At 62.2% G+C, this 20,551-nt stretch carries 14 protein-coding genes and 5 pseudogenes; 12 read left to right on the forward strand and 7 right to left on the reverse strand.

The features are described from left to right. Positions 1 to 147: 147 nt before the first annotated feature. Entirely contained in the window at positions 148 to 606 is a 459-nt protein-coding gene (locus AB4N42_RS16645; protein ID WP_460116400.1) for a winged helix-turn-helix transcriptional regulator, read from the forward strand. A gap of 16 nt (positions 607 to 622) precedes the next feature. Here AB4N42_RS16645 and AB4N42_RS16650 read toward each other — a convergent pair whose 3' ends face one another. The 3 genes from AB4N42_RS16650 to AB4N42_RS16660 form a co-directional block, all read right to left on the reverse strand. Then, on the reverse strand, positions 623 to 1,357 hold the full coding sequence (locus tag AB4N42_RS16650) for a substrate-binding periplasmic protein (protein ID WP_460116401.1): 735 nt from the start codon (positions 1,355 to 1,357) through the stop codon (positions 623 to 625). A 117-nt stretch (positions 1,358 to 1,474) separates the two neighbouring features. Further along, positions 1,475 to 2,395 (reverse strand): NADP-dependent oxidoreductase, encoded by a 921-nt coding sequence (locus AB4N42_RS16655; RefSeq protein WP_460115014.1) that lies wholly within the window; start codon positions 2,393 to 2,395, stop codon positions 1,475 to 1,477. A 28-nt stretch (positions 2,396 to 2,423) separates the two neighbouring features. After that, positions 2,424 to 2,867: an ester cyclase gene (locus tag AB4N42_RS16660; protein WP_198796798.1), complete on the reverse strand. Its 444-nt coding sequence runs from the start codon at positions 2,865 to 2,867 to the stop codon at positions 2,424 to 2,426. A gap of 95 nt (positions 2,868 to 2,962) precedes the next feature. Between AB4N42_RS16660 and AB4N42_RS16665 the strand changes: the two genes are divergently transcribed. Further along, positions 2,963 to 3,874 (forward strand): LysR family transcriptional regulator, encoded by a 912-nt coding sequence (locus tag AB4N42_RS16665; protein ID WP_258647349.1) that lies wholly within the window; start codon positions 2,963 to 2,965, stop codon positions 3,872 to 3,874. Between the two features lie 49 nt (positions 3,875 to 3,923). Further along, positions 3,924 to 4,619 (forward strand): tRNA (adenine(22)-N(1))-methyltransferase, encoded by a 696-nt coding sequence (locus AB4N42_RS16670; protein ID WP_258650992.1) that lies wholly within the window; start codon positions 3,924 to 3,926, stop codon positions 4,617 to 4,619. Between the two features lie 16 nt (positions 4,620 to 4,635). Here AB4N42_RS16670 and AB4N42_RS16675 read toward each other — a convergent pair whose 3' ends face one another. From AB4N42_RS16675 to AB4N42_RS16685, 3 genes and pseudogenes are all read right to left on the reverse strand, one after another. Continuing rightward, complete coding sequence (locus AB4N42_RS16675) at positions 4,636 to 6,939, reverse strand: Orn/Lys/Arg family decarboxylase (protein ID WP_460115015.1); 2,304 nt, start codon at positions 6,937 to 6,939, stop codon at positions 4,636 to 4,638. 18 nt (positions 6,940 to 6,957) lie between these two features. Beyond that, a pseudogene (gene potE, locus AB4N42_RS16680) lies at positions 6,958 to 8,346 on the reverse strand (putrescine-ornithine antiporter); the annotation flags it as partial. A gap of 362 nt (positions 8,347 to 8,708) precedes the next feature. Next, a complete protein-coding gene (locus tag AB4N42_RS16685) occupies positions 8,709 to 9,704 on the reverse strand; it encodes an aldo/keto reductase (RefSeq protein WP_460115016.1) in 996 nt (331 codons plus the stop codon). Between the two features lie 115 nt (positions 9,705 to 9,819). Here AB4N42_RS16685 and AB4N42_RS16690 point away from each other — a divergent pair, with 115 nt between their 5' ends. The 6 genes and pseudogenes from AB4N42_RS16690 (at position 9,820) to AB4N42_RS16715 (ending at position 15,463) form a co-directional block, all read left to right on the forward strand. Continuing rightward, the gene (locus AB4N42_RS16690) at positions 9,820 to 10,743 is read left to right on the forward strand and encodes a LysR family transcriptional regulator (RefSeq protein ID WP_030140604.1); all 924 of its coding nucleotides are present in this window, start codon (positions 9,820 to 9,822) and stop codon (positions 10,741 to 10,743) included. Positions 10,744 to 10,854: 111 nt separating this feature from the next. Beyond that, positions 10,855 to 11,424, forward strand: a complete 570-nt coding sequence (locus AB4N42_RS16695) for a delta-60 repeat domain-containing protein (RefSeq protein ID WP_460115017.1) — start codon at positions 10,855 to 10,857, stop codon at positions 11,422 to 11,424. Continuing rightward, positions 11,322 to 12,863 (forward strand): M10 family metallopeptidase C-terminal domain-containing protein, encoded by a 1,542-nt coding sequence (locus tag AB4N42_RS16700; RefSeq protein WP_460116402.1) that lies wholly within the window; start codon positions 11,322 to 11,324, stop codon positions 12,861 to 12,863. The genes AB4N42_RS16695 and AB4N42_RS16700 overlap by 103 nt, the downstream gene beginning before the upstream one ends. A gap of 91 nt (positions 12,864 to 12,954) precedes the next feature. Next, a pseudogene (locus AB4N42_RS16705) lies at positions 12,955 to 13,384 on the forward strand (DUF2231 domain-containing protein). After that, positions 13,381 to 14,673 (forward strand): PQQ-dependent sugar dehydrogenase, encoded by a 1,293-nt coding sequence (locus AB4N42_RS16710; protein ID WP_030140607.1) that lies wholly within the window; start codon positions 13,381 to 13,383, stop codon positions 14,671 to 14,673. The pseudogene AB4N42_RS16705 and the gene AB4N42_RS16710 overlap by 4 nt, the downstream one beginning before the upstream one ends. 253 nt (positions 14,674 to 14,926) lie before the next feature. After that, entirely contained in the window at positions 14,927 to 15,463 is a 537-nt protein-coding gene (locus AB4N42_RS16715) for a hypothetical protein (protein ID WP_030140608.1), read from the forward strand. Here the strand turns inward: AB4N42_RS16715 and AB4N42_RS16720 are convergent. Next, complete coding sequence (locus AB4N42_RS16720) at positions 15,444 to 16,805, reverse strand: cation:proton antiporter (RefSeq protein WP_431145425.1); 1,362 nt, start codon at positions 16,803 to 16,805, stop codon at positions 15,444 to 15,446. The two genes, AB4N42_RS16715 and AB4N42_RS16720, sit on opposite strands and share 20 nt — an antisense overlap. A gap of 204 nt (positions 16,806 to 17,009) precedes the next feature. Between AB4N42_RS16720 and AB4N42_RS16725 the strand changes: the two are divergent. From AB4N42_RS16725 to AB4N42_RS16735, 3 pseudogenes are all read left to right on the forward strand, one after another. Beyond that, positions 17,010 to 18,396: pseudogene (locus AB4N42_RS16725) on the forward strand (iron-containing redox enzyme family protein). 9 nt (positions 18,397 to 18,405) lie between these two features. Beyond that, positions 18,406 to 19,408, forward strand: a pseudogene (locus AB4N42_RS16730) (methyltransferase). Continuing rightward, a pseudogene (locus AB4N42_RS16735) lies at positions 19,380 to 20,544 on the forward strand (carboxylate-amine ligase). Before AB4N42_RS16730 ends, AB4N42_RS16735 begins: the two co-directional pseudogenes overlap by 29 nt. Positions 20,545 to 20,551 lie beyond the last annotated feature (7 nt).

Consider the following 20,551-nt stretch of genomic DNA (forward strand, 5'->3'; position numbering starts at 1 on the left):
TTAATTGCAACCAGATTATCTACACCGCCGTTCCCTGTGGGAGCGAGCCTGCTCGCGAACGCGGTGTCATTTTCGATGAAGGTGCTGGATGTACAGGCCTCTTCGCGAGCAGGCTCGCTCCTACAAGAACTCAAACAGGTCAACACGATGTCAGGACACGCTCCATCAACGAATAACGAATGCCCGGTAGCCCGAACACTGGACATCATCGGCGACCGCTGGTCTCTGATGATCATCCGCGACGCCTTCGACGGCATCCGCCGCTTCAGCGAATTCCAGAAAAGCCTCGGCGTCGCCAAGAACATCCTCGCCTCGCGCCTCAAGGCCCTGGTCGAGGCCGGCGTATTCCAGGTACAACCGGCATCGGACGGAAGCGCCTACAAGGAATATGTCCTCACGGAAAAAGGCCAGCAGGTCTTTCCGATCGTGATCAGCTTGAGACAGTGGGGCGAGCGGTTTCTGTTCGCCGAAGAAGAGACACGCTCGGTACTGCTGGACAACGCGTCCGGACAGCCCCTGTTGCCGATGGAGGTTCGCTCATCGGCGGGCCAGGTCGTGCAGCCCTGGGATTGCCACAGGGTGAGACGCATCGCCGGCAAGTCGTGAATTGCCGGCCGGCCTGTCATGGCTGGGCAGGTTGCTCGTAGCGCCGCTGGATGCGGGCCAATTCGCCGGACCGGCGTAGCTGCTCCAGTGCGTGGTTCCACGCGGCAATCAACTGGTCATCACTGTCGGTGCTGAAGGCAATGTACAAGGACGAGCGATAGAGCTCGATGGGAATCTGCCTCAGGGTGCCCGGCGCAATCTCCAATTGCCGGCTGTAATAAGCCACCCCCGCAGCCGTGTCGCCGACGATGATGCTGGTTCGCCCGGCGAGCAGCATGCGGTAGAGCAGCTTGCTCTCGGTTGCGCTTTTGTCCAGGTTGTTGAACCCCAGCGACTGTAGCGTCTGCGGCACCAGGCCTGCATGTCGGGTGGTGATCTGCGGGGCGTGCAGCAACTGTTCCAGGGAATTGATCGGCGGTGCGCTGGCCAACTGGTAGGCATGGATGGATTCTTCCACGATCGGTCCGACCCACTTGTACAAAGGCTCGCGCTCCGGCGTGCGGAACAGCGAATACATGATGGTCTTGGGGCGGTTTTTCAGTATCTGCGTGGCGCGCATGCTGGGTTGCAACAGCACTTCGAACTTGTCCCCGGTCAGCGCCATGATGGCCCGCACGATTTCCGTGGTCATGCCCGTGAGCTGATCGTGCTCGACATAGTTGTAGGGCGCCCATTCCTCGGTGACGACCTGATATTGCTCGCTTGCGGTCGCAGGGCCGAGCAACAGACAGAGCAGCGCTGCGGCAGGCATCGAATGCTTCACGTGTTCTCCTGATGGGCGGTTCGCTCTTCCTGAGCGAACCCAAGACAAGCATAGACCCAAACACGTGCCTGACGACTGCCGCAGCCGCGTTATGCGAACAACCTCTTAAACGCCCGGACGAATCAGCACCTTGCCGCAAGCATGCGCGGTGGCCACTTTTTCCACGGCCCCACGTGCCTCGGCCAGCGGGAACGTCGAATCTATGAGGACCTGTAGGTCGCCGGCCTGGAATTGTTCGATCGCCCTGGGCAGGAACGGCACTGTGGTCGAGAAGAAAACGAACTCGCCGGCATGCCCGTCCCGGGACGTTATGTCGAAGTCCACCAGCGAGGCGATCCGGCCTCCGGCGCCCAACACATGCCAGGAGGCTTCGAGGGTTTCGTCTCCGAGGGTATCGAGCACCAGGTCGATATCACGCACGTGTTCGAGGGTCTGGGTCCTGTAGTCAATGACCTCATGGGCGCCCAGGCTTTTCACCCGCTCGATGTTTTTTGCAGACGCAGTCGCTATCACATGGCAGCCCGCAAGGTGGGCCAGTTGCACGGCCATGCTGCCGACGCCACCGGCACCGGCGTGAATCAATACGCGCTGGTTGCGTCGCAGCCGGCCGACCTCGAACAATGCCAGCGCCGCCGTGCCGTAGGCAGTGGGCAGGGCGGCGGCCTGCTCGAAACTCATCTGTGGTGGGATGAGACAAAGTTCCGAGGCGGCGATGACCAGCGCCCTGGCGAATGCTCCACCGGCACTCGGCGCGGTCCGGCCCACCACGCGGTCGCCCGGCTGGAGGTCGCTCACCTGTTCGCCGACGGACTCGACCACACCGCTGAAATCCGTACCCGGCACGTAAGGCAAATCGACTGGAAAGATAGCTTGCATGTATCCGGCAATAATCTTCACATCCAGCGGGTTGACGCTGGCCGCTTCGACGCGGACCACGACCTCGTGAGGTTGAATCGCAGGCAACGTACGTTCACCTTCCTCGACGACATCCGGGCTGCCGAAGGTTTTAATCAAAGCGTTTTTCATCAAGAGACTCCCCTTAATCCGCGTGTTATCAGGCTTGTGCAGGAAATTGACCGAGTTGGAGAAACAGGCCGAACCAGTCTTCCATGTGCCAGGTCGTGGTCAGCTTGGCGTTATCCAGCACGTGGAATTCATGGATGCGGAAACCGACCTTCGTGCCGGTGGCCGCGATGCCGAAAAACTCGCCTTGATGGGTCCCGGTAATTTCCGCGCGCACGCCGATTTTTCCGGGTTCCTGGACCATGTCGTGGACGGTGATCCGGACATCCGGGAAGGCTTGGACGAAGCTGCGGATGATTGGCTTGATGCCTTCAGGGCCAGGCACCTGGCCGGGGGCGAGGGGAATGTCATCCCACTGGGGCGAGAGCACGTCGTCTACCAGATCGGGATTCTGTTCGTTGAAGGCCCGATACAGTGTCTCAACGGCTACGCGTTCACGCTTCAATTGTTCAGTCAGGTCAGGATTCGCTTGCATGATGTTCTCGCGGCGGTTGGGTTCGATGGCGAAATTGTCCGGTCGCGGGCTACAATCCGTCTAACAAATAAACGATATGGATGATTATTTGATTTATGGATTTTCACGGGATCGATCTGAATCTGCTCGTGGCCTTCGATGCGCTGATGAACGAGCGCAATGTCACGCGCGCGGCCGCTCGGGTAGGCGTGAGTCAACCGGCAATGAGCGCCGCCCTGGGTCGGCTGCGCACGCTCCTGGGCGATTCGCTTTTCGCCCGTAGCGCCGATGGCCTGCTGCCAACGCCGCGGGCCCGTGAGTTGGCGGAGCCGATCTCCCAAGCGCTGCGGCAGCTGGAAACTACCTTGGTCAGCCGGCCGGAGTTCGATCCCGAAAAAGCGTCAATGGTCTTCAAGCTCGGGTTGTCCGATTACCCGGCCTACGTGCTGTTGCCGCCGTTGATGGAGGCACTCGCCGAACAGGCCCCAGGGGTATCGCTGAATGTCCATGCGTTCAACGACCGGGACCATGCGGTGGATTTGCTCGACGCCGGCATGATCGACGCGGCCATCGGCGTGCCGCCTACCCACGCCGATGCCAGGATTCTCGGGCGGATGCTGCTCACGGACGAGTTCGTGACCATCGTCGCCAATGATCATCCGGTCGCACGACGTGGCATGACCCTGCAAGCGTACCTGTCGCTGCGCCACGTCCTGGTTTCTCCCGAAGGCGAACTGCACGGCGTCGTGGATCATGCCCTGGCGCAACTGGGTGAGCGGCGGGCGCTGGCGTTGACCCTGCCGCAGATGTTTGCCGTTCCCGCGTTGATTGCCCGCAGCCGTTTTACGGCAACGGTCCTGAAGCGCGTGGCGACAGGCGCATCGGGCAGCAGCAAGTTGGTGATGTTTGCTCCGCCCGTTGTGCTGCCGCACATGCAATTCGACCTGATCTGGCACAGGCGCAGCGACACCCATCCGGCGCAGCGGTGGTTCCGGGGCTTGATTGCGTCTGTCGCCGATACAGTGTGAAACCTCGCCAGGGCAAAAGCCCCAAGATGATGAAAGAGGGATGGGACGTTTGAACGAACAGACATTGTCCATGCGCCTGGAGCGTGTGGCGGAGCTGGTGCCGACAGGGGCGCGCCTGGCCGATATCGGCTCGGACCATGGCTACTTGCCGGTGGCGCTTATCAAGCGTGGCGTGATCACGGCGGCGGTGGCCGGGGAGGTGGCGTTGACGCCGTTCCGTTCGGCCGAGCGCACCGTGCGTGAAAGCGGCCTGGAGGAGCGGGTTACCGTGCGCATGGCCAACGGCCTGGCGGCGATCGAGCCGGCCGATGGGATTACGGCGATCAGTCTGTGCGGCATGGGCGGCGAGACGATTCGCGACATCCTCGCCGTCGGCAAGGCTCGCCTCAGTGGTCGGGAACGCCTGATCCTGCAGCCCAACGGCGGCGAACAACCGCTGCGCCAGTGGTTGATGGACAACGGCTACCGCATCCTGCATGAGGACGTGCTGCGGGAGAACCGCTTCTACTACGAAATCATCGTTGCCGAGCGCGACGGGCCCGTGAAGTACAGCGCCGAGGAGCTGTACTTCGGTCCGTTGCAACTGCAAGCCCGCAGCCCGGTATTCCTGGCGAAGTGGCAACGCATGCTGCGCCTGAAGCAGAAGACCTTGGCGAGTTTTGCCCGGGCGCAGCAAGCCGTGCCCGAGGAGAAGACGCAGGAGATTGCCCGGCAGGTCCGGTGGATCACCGAACTGCTGGCCTAGGCCGGCGGGATTGACCTCACTGTTGCGTCGAACCTTGTTTCAGCACCAGCATCCGATAGGTGCCCGAATCGTTCTCGATCCCGTGGGTGTCATGGGTGAACCCCGGGAATGACCGGTCGAAAGTCTCCAGCGCCTTGAGGTAGTTCAGCACTGGCCCGTCCAGGGGGCCGGCGTTTTCGCCTGGCATCAACAGGGGAATCCCCGGCGGATACGGCACGACACCCGTTGCCGCGATCCTCCCGGCAGCCTCGTCCAGTGCCACCAGTTCGACGTCGTTCCTGACCAGTTTTTCGTACGCCTGCACCGGGCTGAACTGTGCCTTGGGCAGCGTACCGAACGCCTTGGTCATCGCCGCGGTGGTCTTGATTTTCTTCATGGCGGTGAAGATTTCTTCGGCCAGGTCCTTGAGGCCCATCCCCGCGTAACGCTGTTGGTTGGCGCTCAACAGGTCGGGCAGGCACAGCTCCAGTTCCAGGTTGGCATCGTAGTCACGCTTGAAGTCGAGCAGGGCGTTGACCAACGTGCCCCATTTGCCTTTGGTGATGCCGATGGAAAACAGGAACAGGATGGTGAAGTCCGTGGTTTTTTCCACCACGATGCCCTGGGTGCCCAGGTAGGCGCTGAGTACGTACGCAGGAATACCGAAATCCAGCAGGTTGCCGTCGTCGCCCATCCCGGGGGTGAGGATCGAGACCTTGATCGGGTCAAGCATGCAATAGCCGTCTTCGATGTCACCGAAGCCGTGCCAGATTTCATTGGGGTGCAGCACCCAGCAGCTCGGGTCGGTCCTCAGCCGGGCCGGGTCGACCTTGTGAAACGGCATCGCCTGTCCATCCACCCTGATCGATGGCGGCTGCCAGCAGGAGAAGAACCAATCGTCCTGGCTGTGCATCTCGCTCTGCATGTGGGAAATGACCTGGCGGAAGGCGACGGCTTCCTCGATCGATTCGCTGGTGAGGATCTGCCCGCTGGGTGCCTCCATCATCGCCGAGCTGACATCGCACGAGGCCATGATCGCGTAGTTCGGTGAGGTCGAGGCGTGCATCATGAACGACTCGTTGAAGCGCCCATGGGGAATTGCGTTGCGGCCGTTGCGCACATGAATCATCGAAGCCTGGGACAGCGCGGCCAGCAATTTATGGGTGGACTGGGTGGCGAACACGGTCGGTTTCGACGGGTCGTGATCGTCCGGGCTGCCGTGCATGGCAAAGCGATCCTTGTACAGCGGATTGAACCGCGCGTAGCCGTACCAGGCTTCGTCGAAATGCAGCCGATCGACGCTTTCGCCCAGCAGCTCCTCGACGCGCGTCACGTTGTAGGTCAGGCCGTCATAAGTGGAGTTGGTGATGATCGCGTGCACCGGCGTCGGGTCGATGTGGCTCCTGACCAGCGGATTGCTCGCGATGGCCGCCTTCACGCCTTCGGCGCTCAGGGTCTGCGGCAGGATCGGGCCGATGATGCCGTAGCGGTTGCGGGTCGGCACCAGGTAGGTCGGAATCGCCCCGGACAGCGTCATCGCATGTTCGGCGGACTTGTGGCAGTTGCGATCGCACAAGGCAATCTGGTCCCGCGTCACGCTGGCCATCAGGATGACCCGGTTGGACATCGACGAGCCGTTGGTCACGTAGTAGGTGCGATGGGCGCCAAACACCTTGGCGGCATAACGCTCGCCCTGGCCGATGGGGCCACTGTGGTCGAGCAGCGAACCCAGCTCGCCGACGGAGATCGACAGGTCCGAGCGCAGCAGGTTTTCCCCGAAGAATTCATAGAATGCCCGGCCAGCGGTGCTTTTCAGGAACGCCGTGCCGCCGGCGTGGCCTGGTGTATGCCACGAATACTCGTAGTTGCGGGCGAATTTCAGCAGGGCGCCGAACATCGGCGGCAACACCGCCTGGCGATAGCGCTCGATGGCCGCAAGGATCCGTCCGCTCAGGAAGCGGCTGGTGTCTTCGGGCAGCCAGATGAAGTCGTCGGCGTGCTGCATGACGATCAGCGGCACGTTGGATGCGGTGCTGCGATCGCTGATCAGGAACACCGGCACACGGGTGTTGCGCTCGCGCAGCGTCGTGAGCAGGTCGATGCATTCACGGTGGTCGTCGCTGGTGTCCATTTCCCAACTGATCAACACGCACTGGATCGCCGGGTCGGAACTGAGGATCGACTTGGCGTCGCTCAGGGTTTCCGAGGTCAGCACGTTGACGGCGCGTTCTTCCACGTCGCTGATCAACTGGAGCAGGGCCCGGCCGAATACGCTGCGCTTGTCGGGTGCGTTGGAAACGAGCAAGGCCAGCATGCCCAATAGATTTCGATGTTCCGTCATGGCAGTGCCTCCAGGTTAGCCGGCTTCAAGTGGTTGACGGGAATCGCCTCGCCAACGATGTGCTGCGCCGCGACGGTCTGGGTCGGTACGCTGTTGTTCATGGCTTCCAGGCGAATCAGGCGGGTGTTGACGTAGCCGAATAGCGTGTAGCCGACGATGACCGCGACGCCGCCGAGCATCAACGCTTGTTCGCCCGAGCTGTAGAGCGCCAGGTAGCTGTAGGCCGCGGCAATGCCCGCGACGATGTTGGTGACCAGGGCCTTGTTCGCCGGCACATTGGAAACCTTCTGCAAGGTCACCAGCGTCGCCATGGAAAGAATGTACGGCACCAGGTTGGTGACCACGGCGAGGTTGACCAGGGTGTCGAACTGCTTGGCGAGGTCGGGGCTGATGGTCAGCAGCGCCATCGCGGTCTGCATCGCCAGCAGGATCAACATGCTGATGATCGGCACACCGTGCTTGTTGGCCTTGGCGAAGATCGGCAGGAAGTAGCCGGTGTCCGCCGAACTCTTGAAAACCTGGGCGACGGTGAATTGCCAGCCCAGGAGTGAGCCGACGCACGCCAGCACCATCAGGCCCATGACGATGTTGCCCACCAGGGGCGTGAACATCTTGGCGAACACCAGGCCGAACGGTGCGGTGGAGGAGACCAGCTCGGCGTTGTCGACGATGCCGGCTGATGACGTTGGTCGAAACGATGTAGATCACCGCAGCGCCGAGCGTCCCGCCCAGGACGGCGATCGGCACGTTCTTCTCGGGATTTTCCACCGCGTCACCGTTCGCGCACGCCGACTCCAGCCCGAGGAACGCCCAGAGGGTGATCGCCACCGACGCGCCGGCCGCTTCGTACCAGGTCTTGTCGTGGGGGTTCCACCCGGCCGCGTAGACGCTGCTGTCGAACCAGAACCAACCGACGGTCGAGACCAGCACTACCGGGGCAATCACGCCCCATACGGTGACGGCGCCGATCTTGCCGGTAATGCGTGCGCCACCGAAATTGGCGAAGGTTGTCAGCCACAACAGCGCGATGGTGGCCAGGCCAACCTGGACCGAGTCGAGCTTTATTCCAAAGAGCGTCTGGATATAACCGACGGCAGTGATGCTGATCGCCACGTTGGCAATCAGCAGCGAAAGGCCATAGGTGTAGTTGGTGATGTAGTTGCCGGACTTGCCGAAGGTGTATTCGGCGTAGCCGCCCATGCCGCCGGTTTTGCGACTGAGCATGCCGCAGCGGGCGAACGCATAGGCCAGTGCCAGCGAGCCCGTGGCGGTGATGAGCCAGGACAGGATCGAGATACCGCCGACTTCGGCGAGTTTGGTGGGCAACAGGACAATGCCCGATCCCAGCATGTTGACGGCGGTCAGCATGGTCAGCTGCCCCACGCTCATTTTCTTGGCGGCTGACATTCCCTTGCCTCACAGACTTGAAGTGACCGGTTAAGTCATAGCAGAGGATTCTCAGTAAGCAAGAATGAGTCGTATCGGGATCTGGCTCTCGTTAGTGCTGCGGGATGAACTCGATGTAGCTAAGCAGCCTTTGGCGAGGAGTCCCCGCCGGGGCTTCGACGCTGTGCTGTCGCGCAATGAGCTTCGTCCGTGGCGAGGGGATTTAGCGAAACGTCGCCCCGCCCCGCTGGGCTGCGCGGCAGCCCCCAAACCAAGCAACTCGGTGTGCCAGCAAGATTGAGTTCACTGTTTTAGGGCCGCTTCGCAACCCAGCGGGGATAAATCCCCTCGCCACAGGGGAAGTTCCTGCAGGCCAGCGTTGATCAGCCGTCGAGCAAGGTCATCACCTCGGCACTGTAGCGCTCGCCGGCCACGGCGCCTTCAGGGCCGAAAATGGCGTCCAACTGGTTCAAGTCATCGTCGCTCAGGAAAACGCTGGCGGCGGCGACGTTGCTTTCCAGGTACCGACGCTGCTTGGTGCCCGGGATCGGGATGACATTGCTTCCCTGGGCCAGCACCCAACCCAGAGCCAGTTGCGCGGCGCTGATTTGCTTCTGCTCGGCCATGGCCCGGACGCGTTCGACCAGCTCGAGGTTGCGATAGAAGTTATCGGCCTGGAAACGCGGGTTGAAGCGCCGATAATCGTCAGCGGCAAAGTCCTCGGGGGTTTTCAGCTCGCCAGTCAAGAAGCCGCGCCCCAAAGGGCTGTAGGCGACAAAAGCGATCCCCAGCCGCCGGCAGGTTTCGAGCACGCCGTTGTGTTCCGGCTCCCTGGACCACAACGAGTATTCGCTTTGCACCGCCGCCAAAGGATGCACGGCGTGGGCTCGCTGGATGGTCTCGGCGCTGGCCTCCGAGATGCCGATGTGGCGGACCTTGCCGGCCTTGACCAGCTCGGCCATGGCGCCGACCGTTTCCTCCACCGGCACCTGCGGGTCGATGCGGTGCTGGTAGTACAGATCGAGGTAATCGGTGCCGAGGCGCTTGAGGCTGCCTTCGATGGATTGGCGGACGTACTCGGGGTGACCGTTGACGCCCCGAGCATGGGGATCGTCGCTGCGCACCAGGCCGAACTTGCTCGCCAGATAGATCCCTTCACGTTTACCGCGCAGGGCCCGTCCGAGCAGTTCTTCGTTGGTGTGCGGTCCGTACATGTCTGCCGTGTCGAACAGCGTCACGCCCAGCTCCACGGCGCGGCGGAGGGTGGCGATCGATTCTCGCTCGTCGGTACCGGTGGTGTAGAAATCCGACATGCCCATGCAGCCCAGGCCGATCGCGCTGACGTGTGGGCCCTGATGGCCGAGTTGGCGGGTGATCATGATGATTTGACTCCTTGGATTGAACGACCAGCGCAGTCTCAAGCAAGGGAGTTTCTGGATAAACCCGCGATTTTTGGTTTAACTATTCGTAATTTCTAAACAGTGGAAGGCATCGATGGACCGATTACAGGCAATGCAGGTGTTCCGGCGCATCGTCGAGCTGGGCGGGTTTGGCAAGGCGGCCGACGACCTGGGGCTGCCTCGCGCCACCGTCAGCCTGTTGATCCAGCAATTGGAAAGCCACTTGGGCGTGCAACTGTTGCAGCGCACCACACGGCAAGTGCGCGCCACCCTCGATGGCGAAGCCTATTACCAGCGCTGCGGCCAGTTGCTGGATGAACTGGACGACCTCGAAACCTCGCTTTCGGCGCAACGCAGCCAACCCCGTGGCACGTTGCGCGTGGACATGCCCATCGCCTTCGGTTGCACCTGGATCGTGCCGAACCTGCCGGATTTCTATCGACGTTATCCGCAGCTCCAACTGGACATCGGTTTCCACGACCGGCAAGTGCACCTGCAACGCGAGGGCGTCGATTGCGCCATCCGCGCCGGGAATATCACGGATCAGGCACTGGTGGCGCGACCGGTCGTACGGTTGCACCAAGTGACGTGTGCCAGCCCCGGCTATCTGGCTCGCTCGGGCACGCCCCGACGGTTGGAAGAACTGTCGGCCCATAGCGCGATCGCCTTTGCGTCCGGCAATGGGCGGTTCTTCCCGTTCGAATTCGAGGTGGCGGGGCGGGTTCGCGAGATGCAGCTGCCGGGAGATCTGATCCTCAACAATGCCGATGCCTATGTGGCGGCATGTGAAGCGGGCTTCGGCTTGATCCAGGCGCCGCGTTACCACGTCCAGCGGCAGTTGGCCGAAGGGCGATTGGTGCAAGTGCTGAGCGACCATCCCGTGCCGTCCTGGCCGATTTCGATGGTTTATCCGCCCCATCGACAGTTGTCGCCCAGGGTGCGGGTGTTCATCGACTGGGTCATCGAGTTGCTGCATGGCGCGGCGGATGCCCAAGGCACCTTGATGGTGAGGGTCTAGGGAGCCGCTCGGCTTAGGTGACTGGATCCAAAGCTGGCGAACCCGGCCTGACGGGCTATTTTAGAAGGTGCCCGATTTTTTGGAGTTTCCTTCGTCATGGCGAGGTCCAGCATGAACCACTCATACATCGACACGGGATCGGCCGCGCGCGCCGGTACCGGGAAATCCTTCGTGGACCTGGATGGCTACAACAACACGGCGGGGATAGCCGTGGCCCCGGATGGCAAGATCTGGCTGGCCGGGATGACCGGGGTGAACAACCCGGACCAGGAATACGAAGGCTATAGGGCTTCGCTGATTCGGCTCAACGCCGACGGCACGCTCGATACCTCTTTCAGCGACGACGGCAAGACACTGCTTGCCCGCGATGTCTACCCGGGGGAAGGCTACAGTGCGACCGTCCAGCCGGACGGCAAGTTTCTGATGGTTTATCCGCAAACACCTTCATCCACCGTCGCCATGGTTCGCCTGAACCTCGACGGTTCGGTGGATCAAAGCTTCGGCGTCAACGGCACTGCCTCGGCGCCGGCGGCATGGGGAGATTTCAGCCGAGCGCGACTGTGCAACCGAATGGGAAGATCCTCGTTTCCAATTACGACTCCTACGAGAGGCTGTTTTCGGTCAATCGACTCAACGCCGATGGCACGCTCGACACGGGTTTCAATGGCGGCGATTCAGTGAATTTCACCGTGCCCGATCTCACGGCACCGGAAGGTTTTGGCCTCACGCTGCAAGCGGACGGGAAAATCCTCGTGCCGGGTTACAACGGTAACTTCGTGGTGGCGCGATTGAATGCCGACGGTAGTCCGGACAGCAGTTTCGGCACGGACGGCACCGCAGACATTTCGGTCGCGGGCCTGGCTGATTCGATCCGTGTCCAGGCCGACGGCAAGATCCTGGTGGCGGGTAGCGTCCAGTCAGACGGTACGGGGTTTGACTTCAAAATCATCAGGCTGAATCACGACGGGACCCTGGACACAAGCTTTGGCGATGCTGGCGTCGCGGTGTTCGACCTGGCCGGCGACCGGGATTCGGTGCGGGACATTGCCGTGCTGGAGGACGGAAAAATCCTCGTGGCGGGACAGAGCACGTATTACGGCAACTTTGATTTCAGCCTCATCCGGCTTAACCCCGACGGCACGCTCGACACCACCTTCGGTGCACTTGAGGGCATGTTGCCGCGTATCGACGGGGGGCAGGGCGATGATGTCCTGTCAGGCACTTATGTCCCGGAACGACTCAGCGGCCACGACGGTGACGACCTGCTTGACGGCGCGGGGCAACGGGACGTGCTGGAGGGCGGCGCCGGTGCCGATGTCTTTCGGATCAACACGATCGGCGACAGCTATCGCATCGACGGCCAAGTCGTGAGTGATCGCATTGCCGACTTCGACGCCAACCTGGATCGCATCGATTTGACGTCGCTGGGGTTCAGCGGGTTCGGCAATGGATTGGACGGAACCCTGGCGGTGCAAGTCAACGAGGCCGAGACGCGAACCTATCTGAAAAGCTTCGAACCGGACTGGCAGGGGCATCGTTTCGAACTGGCCTTGGACGGCGACCTGACCCAGGCCCTCAATGAGACCAACGTGATCTTTGCGCCGCACCTGATCCAGGGCACGGAATCGGCCGATCGCTTGGTGGGCTCGGTGGTCGGCGACCGGATCATCGCCGGGGCGGGCAACGATGTCGTTTCGGGCGGCAATGGGCACGATGTCATCGAAGGCGGCCAGGGACGTGATGTGCTCACGGGCGGCGAAGGTTCGGATGTCTTTCGCTACGACGCCCTGGCGGACAGCTTTCGCACGGCCGACGGCAACTTCCAGGATCGGATCACTGACTTCAATCCGCTCACCGACAAGATCGATGTGTCCGCGTTGGGCTTCACCGAGCTCTGGAGCGGTTACTACACATCGCTGCGAGCGGTGGTCAGCGAAGACGGCCAGCGGACCTACCTGAAAAGCTACAACGCCGATGAAGAAGGACGGCGATTCGAGATCACCCTGGAGGGCAATGTGGCTTCGCAACTGAGCGACAATAACTTCATCTTTGCTTCCGGCGAGGATGCCTCCGCCGAGCTCAAGCTTCTGGGTGTGGCGGCCCCGGAGCAGTTCGGGTAGCAGGTCCCCCTGCGGGTGAAAATATCGGAACTAACGCGGTCACGGCACGATCCTTTTTCTAGCGTATCAACGTGGACGAAAAGGAGCTGTCATGACCGTTACCGCCCATCCTTACTACCGAAGCACGCCAGGGCCGCTGCATGCGGTCCTGCTTGCCGGCACGGTTCCGCTGTTTCTCGGCGGCCTGCTCAGCGATATCGCCTACTACAAGACCTACCAGATCCAATGGAGCAACTTTGCCTCCTGGCTGATTGCCGAGCGGGCTGCTGTTCTGTGGGCTGGCGTTGTTGTTCGCGCTGGTCAACCTGATCCGCGCGGAGCGCAAGGCCGGGCGTCCGGTAGGGTATTTCCTGCTATTGCTCGCCACGTGGGTGCTGGGGCTGATCAACGCCTTCGAGCACGCCAAGGATGCCTGGGCCGTGATGCCCCAGGGTCTGGCGCTGTCCGTCGTGGTGACCCTGCTGGCCTGCGTGGCGGCCTGGGTCGGACTGACCAGCCTGCGTTCGGGAGGTGAACAATGAAGCCTCGCATCGCATTGACGGCCGTGAGCATGGCACTCTTGCTGAGCGCCTGCGGAGGTGAAGGGGACGCCACCCAAGCACGCGGCCCGGACCCGAAGTTGCCGGAGCCTCAGCGTAGCCTCTTGCCCAGCATGAAAATTGCCGAGCCGGTGGCTTGGGGGGACCAGAAGCCAACCGTGCCCCAGGGCTACGAAATTACCGCCATCGCCACCGACCTGAAGATCCCGCGCCAGACACTTGTCTTGCCCAATGGCGATATCCTGGTGGCCGAGGGCCGTGGTGGTAACGCGGCGAAGCTCAAGCCCAAGGACGTGATCGCCAGCGTCATCAAGGCCAAGGGCAACACCCAGGTCAAGGGCGGCAACCGCCTGACACTGTTGCGCGACGCCGATGGCGACGGCACTTACGAACTGAAGACGGTCTTCGCCGAAAACCTCAACGCGCCCTACGGCCTGGCATTTGCGAACGGCAAGTTGTACGTGGCGAACCAGGACGCGCTGGTTCGCTTCGATTATCAGGACGGCCAGACCAAGGCGAGCGGGGCGCCCGTCAAAGTCACCGACTTGCCATCGGCGATCAACCATCACTGGACCAAATCGCTGGCCGTCAGCCCTGACGGACGCTCGCTGTATGTCGGTATCGGCTCGAACAGCAACATCACCGAGCGCGGCATGGAAGTCGAGATCGACCGGGCGATGGTCTGGCAGATCGACGCCGAAACCGGCGCCCATCGGCCTTATGCGACTGGTCTGCGCAACCCGACGGCGTTGAAAATCGAGCCTGGGTCCGGGCAGTTGTGGGCGGTGGTCAACGAACGGGACGAACTGGGGCCGGACCTGGTGCCGGACTACCTGACTTCGGTGCGCGAAGGCGCGTTCTACGGCTGGCCGTACAGCTATTGGGGGCAGAACGTCGATCCACGGGCGCAGCCGCAGGATCCGCAAAAAGTCGCCGCTGCGGTCAAGCCCGATTACAGCCTGGGCTCCCATGTCGCCGCCCTGGGTGTCGATTTTTCCATTGCGGCCATGGGCGAGAAATTCGCCGAAGGCGCATTCGTTGGCGAGCACGGCAGTTGGAACCGTGACCAGCCGGTGGGCTACAAGGTGATCTTCGTGCCGTTCAGCAACGGTCGGCCTTCGGGTGAGCCGGTCGATTTCGCGACGGGCTTCCGCGGCTCCGATGGCAAGACCCGTGGCCGGCCGGTGGGGGTGACGGTGGATCCGCGTGGTGCGCTGATCATTGCCGATGACTTGGCGAATACCGTGTGGCGGGTGACTCGCAAGCCGTGAGCTTGAACCTGGTTCTGGTGAGGGCACCGCATTTCGCCTGTGGGAGCGGGCTTGCTCGCGAAGGCGGTGTTCCCGTCGATGAAAATGCTGGATGTACCGGCCTCTTCGCGGGCAAGCCCGCTCCCACAGGGGCCGGTGAGCACACATTGGAAACGAACTTCTGTGGCGACCACCTCCGGTCCATCGGTTTGAACTTACCCCCCCATAGCCCGTTCCAAATGCATCCATTCAAACCCAAGGCCCCCGCTGCGCAATGCCCAGAATCCTTACCCAGCAAACCCCGGAAGAAGAACTGACCGAACACAAGGCCAAGCTCTTCGGATCCCCCAAGGAACGGCTGGATTTCTATCGCCGGGAAATCCAGTACGAAACCAGCATCCTCGCCAATCGGACCGACGCCTACCTGGCTGCCCAATCCTTCCTGGTGATCGCGTTCGCTTCGTGCATGGCCAACCTGAACCCCGAATGGGGCAAGCTCTTTACGCTGATCGTGCCGCCGTTCCTGGCGCTGCTCGGGTTCCTGAGCTCGCTCAATGCCTGGCCGGGCATTCGCGCGGCCTACGAAATCATCGACCACTGGCATTTCAAGCAAAGCGAATTGCTGCGCAGTGAACCGCTGATGGGCCTGGCGTACGATGAATCGCCGCTGTTCAGCGAGCGGGAGTCCACTCACAAGGGGTATCGCAAGTCGCTGTTGTTTTCGGTGCGCACACCGTGGATTTTTGCGGCGTTCTGGGTGTTGCTCGGGGTCTACTCGGTGTTTATCCAGGTCAGCGATCCCGGTGGTTGATCGCTGAGCCTCGCTTTTGCTGGCGCTCATACCAGGCCAGCGCAGGTTGGGTGCTCACCCCGTGGACCAGGATACTCAGGGCCACCACTGACAGGGTCAGGTCGATACACAGTTGTGCCACGCCGGGCTGCAGGTCATGGTTCAGGGCATAGAACAGGTAAAACAGGCTGCCGATGCCGCGTATGCCAAACCAGCCGATCAACAGCCGTTGCGGGTGGTCCAGCAGTCTTCCCCATGGCATCGCCAACACACTCAGCGGGCGAATCACCGCGAAAAGCAAGGCGCCAATCGCCAGGGCCCGCCAGTCCCAATGATTCGCCAGGACCACCCCCAGAAGCGTCACCAGGAACACTTCCATCGAACGCTCCACCAGACTGCCGAACGCCAGCATGTCGCCCATCATCACGCCGGCCGCCAGTTGGCCTTCATCCAAGGCCTGGGTGTCGCCGTGCACTGCCTGCTCGGGATCGACGGCTTCGTGGCCGACCACCGGCTGCACCAGGTGCTCGGCGGGCGGCGCGTTTTCATCGGTGGACTGGACCTCTGCCTGTCGTAGCCCCAGGCCCGCGGCGAAAACCGAGAGAAAACCGTAGCCCTGGACCGATTCCGCCGCGACATAGGCCAGGGCGATCAAGGCCAGGGCCAGGTAGTCGTTGGGGGACAGCGTGCTGTCGGCGTTCTTGATGCGCATCGACAAGGTCAGCTTGCCGATGCCACGGCCCAGCCAATAGCCGATCAGCAAGCCCACCGGCACCGCCCAAAGCACGTTGCGCAACGCCCACTCACCGAGAAATCCGCTGCCGTCCTCGCGCAACATGAGCAAGCCCAGGATGACGAAGGGAAACGCCGTGCCATCGTTCAACCCGGCTTCCCCGGACAGGCCGAAGCGCACCCGGTCATCATCCCGGGCATCGTTGACCTGCACCAACGCCGCCAGCACCGGATCGGTGGGTGCCAGCATCGCGCCGATCAGCAACGACACCCCCCAACCGAGCCCAAACAGGTAATGCAACGCCAGGCAGAGCCCGGCAATCGTCAGGATCATCACCGGCCCGGCGAGCCCATACGCCACTCGCCAACTGCGGTTCTTCAACGGTAAACGCAGCTTGAGCCCGCTGACGAATAGCGAAAACACCACGGCGACTTCCGTCAGGTGCTCCATCCACACCGAAGAGTCATCGACGCCCAGCCTCAGCAGTCCAAGCCCCGCCGGGCCGATGGCAACCCCCAGCGCCAGGCAAACCGCCGAAGTGGTCACGGGCATCCAGCGCAGGTAGGAGGAGGTCAGGGCCAAGGTCAGCAAGACCGCACCGAGCACGGCTACCCACACTGTGAAGATCATGGTTGCTCCTTGGATAACGGTGCTTCACCTGGACGGGCTTGCTTCATTCGAGGGCCACGGCGAAGCGAGGGTTCCGCCGCAAATCGCCTGCGTCCCGTTTATCCGACCGCTTTTCGGTCCAGGGGAATTTTTTGCCGTTCGCAAGGCTCTGCAATGGAAGAGACGTGCTGATTCAGCGTCCTGCCGAGAACCCGAGAGGCCCTTATGACTGCGCTGACACCCCTTCAATCCCGGCCTGCCATTGCGCAACCGATGACCACTGCCGGCAATGTGCGCCAATGCTACGAACGACTGCTACAAGGGCCTGACGATGCTGACAAGCAAGCTGGCGCCCAAGCCTTCCTGCAACCTTGCCTTGAAGAGGCGAGCGCATTGCCCCAGGAAATCCCCGACGACCCCGCGGCATTGCTGGCCTGGGTCGAGCAGCACAGCGCCGGAGTGGCCCGGCAATACGCCGACTACCTGGAACGGCGCAAGAGCGGTGGCCCCCGGGAGTTCTTCAGTGGCAGGGCCCATGCCTTGTATTTTCTCCAGGCCGTGGCGCCAACCAAACTGGTGGACGGCGCCTGGCTGTATGGCGTGCTCCAGCACTGGCATGACCATCGCTTCGAAGGGTTGCTGTGCACCTATCTGGAAGAGCTTGGGGATGGCGTTCCCGCCCAGAACCATGTCGTGCTCTACCGCAAGCTGTTGGCCGAACACGGCTTGCAGGATATGCCCGACATCGAGGACGAGCGCTATCTGCAAGGCGCGGTTCAATTGGCCCTGGGCTATCGCCGGCGACGAATACTTGCCCGAAGTCATCGGCTACAACCTCGGTTACGAGCAACTGCCGCTGCATCTGCTGATCAGCGCCTATGAGCTGAGCGAACTCGACATCGATCCCTATTACTTCACGCTGCACGTGACCATCGACAACGCCAGCACCGGTCACGCCCACAAGGCCGTGCAATCGCTGCTGCAATTGATGCCGATGGAGGCGGGGCGTGAATCGTTCTGGCAGCGCGTCACCTTGGGCTATCGCCTCAACGACCTGGGGCAGGGCAGCCGGGCGATCATCGAATCGTTTGACCTGGAGCGTGAAGTGCTCGACATGCTGGAACGCAAGCGCCCGTTCGGCCAGCACATGCATTCCGACTACTGCAAGTTCGAAGGCAAGACCGTCAACCAATGGCTGGCGGAGCCGGGGCAACTGGAGGGTTTTTTGAACGCCATGCAGAACAAGGGATGGATCAAGCGCCACGAAGACCCGCAGAACAGCCGCTTCTGGACCCTGATCGAAGGCGCGGGCGCGGCCATGTTCGGCGTCTTCAGCCCGTATGAAAAGCAGTTGCTGCACGATTGGATTGCGGGTGACTGGCTGGATCAACGCGGTCGCCCCGGCGCCCGCCGTCCCCACGGCGGGGTGCATGAGTCGCCGGCACCGGCCCAAGACCCGGATGTGTTGAACCTGCAGCAGACGCTGCGGGGCAAGGCCCCCCGTGAGCAAATGCAGATGCTGATGCCCTGGCTTTCGGCCCGTTGCCACAGCCATCCGGCCGGGTTGTTCGCGACCCGTCGGTTCATCGAACTCAAGTCCGCCCTTCGTTAGGAGCCCTGCATGAATCAGGAAGATCGCCTGTCCGAACCCGACCTGGCGCTGCTGCAACTGGGTCGCCGCCTGCACGCCGACGGCTACCGTTTTATCACGCCGACGCCGTTGACCCATGAACGGGTCAACCAACGGCCCGGCAACGAACGCTCGAAGACCCTGCGGGATGTCTTCGGCTGGTCCCGGCCCTTCGCACCGGGGCTGATTTCCGCCGACGAGCAGCGCCAATTGCAGGAAGCCGAAGTGTTGGAAGAACGCGATGGCCTGCTGCGCAGCCGCGTACGCTGGTCGAGCCTGGACGGCATGCTGTTCGCCCATTCGCAGTTCCCGACCCAGGCCAATGACGCGGTGTTCTTCGGCCCCGACAGCTACCGTTTCGCCCATCTGATCCATACCCATTTGCAACAGAACTTCACCGCCGTGCATCGCGCCGTGGACATCGGCTGCGGTCGCCGGCGTCGAGGCGATGATCATCGCCCGTGCCCGCCGCGAGGCCCAGGTCCTGGCGGTCGACATCAACCCCTTGGCGTTGCGCCTGTGTGCCGTCAACGCCGCGCTGGCCGAGGTTGCCAACGTCGAGATCGCCCGCAGCGATGTGCTCCGGGACGTCGAGGGCGATTTCGACCTGATCGTCGCCAACCCGCCGTACATGGCCGACCCCGCCGAGCGCGCGTATCGCCATGGCGGCGGAACGCTGGGCGCCGGGTTGTCGCTGCGGATCGTCGAGCAGGCGTTGCCCCGGCTGACGCCTGGCGGCTCGCTGGTGCTCTACACCGGCGTGGCGATGGTCGATGGTCGCGACCCGTTCCTCGAAGCCTTGGGTGCGTGGCGCGATTCGGCGGAGTTTGCCTGGACCTACAGGGAATTGGACCCGGACGTATTCGGCGAGGAGCTGCTGACGCCGGGTTATCAGGACGTTGAAAGGATCGCCGTGGTGGCGTTGGTTGTCACCCGCACGGGTGCGGGTATCGGAGGGAACATCGATGAACAGGCGTCTGAAGTTCGGCATTGAAGAGGAATATTTCATCACCGACCTGCAAACCCGCCGCATGCCCGAGCAGCCGCCCGCGGCAGCGGTTGCGGCCTGTCGGGAGGAGCTGGGCAAGCATTTCGCCCATGAAATGTTCCAGAGCCAGGTGGAAATGGCTTCGCCCATCTTCCGCAGCCTGGCCGAGGCCGCCGATTACCTGGCCCAGGTACGCGGCGGCCTGACCCAGCGGCTGGCGCCCCATGGCCTTGGCTTGTTGAGTGCAGGGTCGCATCCCATGGCGACCGTCGGCTTGCAACCCACCGACGAGCTGCACTTCCAGCAACTGTTTGACGATTACCAGCGTGTGGCGCGGCGCAGCGTACTGTCGGGCCTGCATGTGCACGTGGAAGTGCCGAGCGGATCATGATCGGGTCAAGGTAATGAACGAGGTGTTGCCCTGGCTGCCGATGCTGTTGGCGCTGAGTGCGTCTTCGCCATTCTGGAACGGCGCCTACAGCGGCTTCAGCAGTTATCGCCAAGTGGCCTGCGATGAGTGGCCGCGCATGGGCGTGCCGGAATTCTTCGAGGACGAGCCGACGTTCGAGGGCTACGTCAACATGCTCACGCGCACCGGCTCGATCCGCCAACCCAGCGATTGCTGGTGGGTGCTGCGGCCGTCGTCGCGTTATCCGACCCTGGAACTGCGCATCTGTGATGCCTGCCCTCGGATCGAAGACGTGTTGTGCCTCGTTTCGCTGTTTCGGCTGATGATTGCCCATGCTATCGCCCAACCCAAACCCGGCGCCAACTACAGCCTGATGTCCCACTGGATCCTCAAGGAAAACCGCTACCGGGCCAAGCGTCACGGGATCCTCGCGGAGTTTATCGTCGAGGGCCAGGATCAACCGATGCTCATTGGCGAGTGGCTGAACCTCGCCGAGCAGACCTTCGGCGAAACCGCGACGGCGCTGGGTGTGCAGGACGTGTTCAAGCAAGCGCGCCGAATCATCCAGCAGGGCACCAGTGCTGATCGACAAGTGGTGCTCTATGAACAGGGGTTGCTGCTGGGCGATACGACTGAAGAGGCGCTGGGCCGGGTGGTCGATCAACTGCTGTCGGAAACCGCCGGAATGCCCGTCGCCGATCCGACCCTGGCGCAAGTAGCAGGTGGCCCATGACCAGCAA

The sequence above is a fragment of the Pseudomonas sp. H2_D02 genome, from assembly GCF_054677635.1.

Excerpts from the sequence above, each read along its gene's own strand:
- AB4N42_RS16645 (WP_460116400.1), top strand. The coding sequence starts at position 148 with ATGTCAGGACACGCTCCATCAACGAATAACGAATGCCCGGTAGCCCGA.
- AB4N42_RS16650 (WP_460116401.1), bottom strand. The coding sequence starts at position 1,357 with ATGCCTGCCGCAGCGCTGCTCTGTCTGTTGCTCGGCCCTGCGACCGCA.
- AB4N42_RS16655 (WP_460115014.1), bottom strand. The coding sequence starts at position 2,395 with ATGAAAAACGCTTTGATTAAAACCTTCGGCAGCCCGGATGTCGTCGAG.
- AB4N42_RS16660 (WP_198796798.1), bottom strand. The coding sequence starts at position 2,867 with ATGCAAGCGAATCCTGACCTGACTGAACAATTGAAGCGTGAACGCGTA.
- AB4N42_RS16665 (WP_258647349.1), top strand. The coding sequence starts at position 2,963 with ATGGATTTTCACGGGATCGATCTGAATCTGCTCGTGGCCTTCGATGCG.
- AB4N42_RS16675 (WP_460115015.1), bottom strand. The coding sequence starts at position 6,939 with ATGACGGAACATCGAAATCTATTGGGCATGCTGGCCTTGCTCGTTTCC.
- AB4N42_RS16685 (WP_460115016.1), bottom strand. The coding sequence starts at position 9,704 with ATGATCACCCGCCAACTCGGCCATCAGGGCCCACACGTCAGCGCGATC.
- AB4N42_RS16690 (WP_030140604.1), top strand. The coding sequence starts at position 9,820 with ATGGACCGATTACAGGCAATGCAGGTGTTCCGGCGCATCGTCGAGCTG.
- AB4N42_RS16695 (WP_460115017.1), top strand. The coding sequence starts at position 10,855 with ATGAACCACTCATACATCGACACGGGATCGGCCGCGCGCGCCGGTACC.
- AB4N42_RS16710 (WP_030140607.1), top strand. The coding sequence starts at position 13,381 with ATGAAGCCTCGCATCGCATTGACGGCCGTGAGCATGGCACTCTTGCTG.
- AB4N42_RS16715 (WP_030140608.1), top strand. The coding sequence starts at position 14,927 with ATGCCCAGAATCCTTACCCAGCAAACCCCGGAAGAAGAACTGACCGAA.
- AB4N42_RS16720 (WP_431145425.1), bottom strand. The coding sequence starts at position 16,805 with ATGATCTTCACAGTGTGGGTAGCCGTGCTCGGTGCGGTCTTGCTGACC.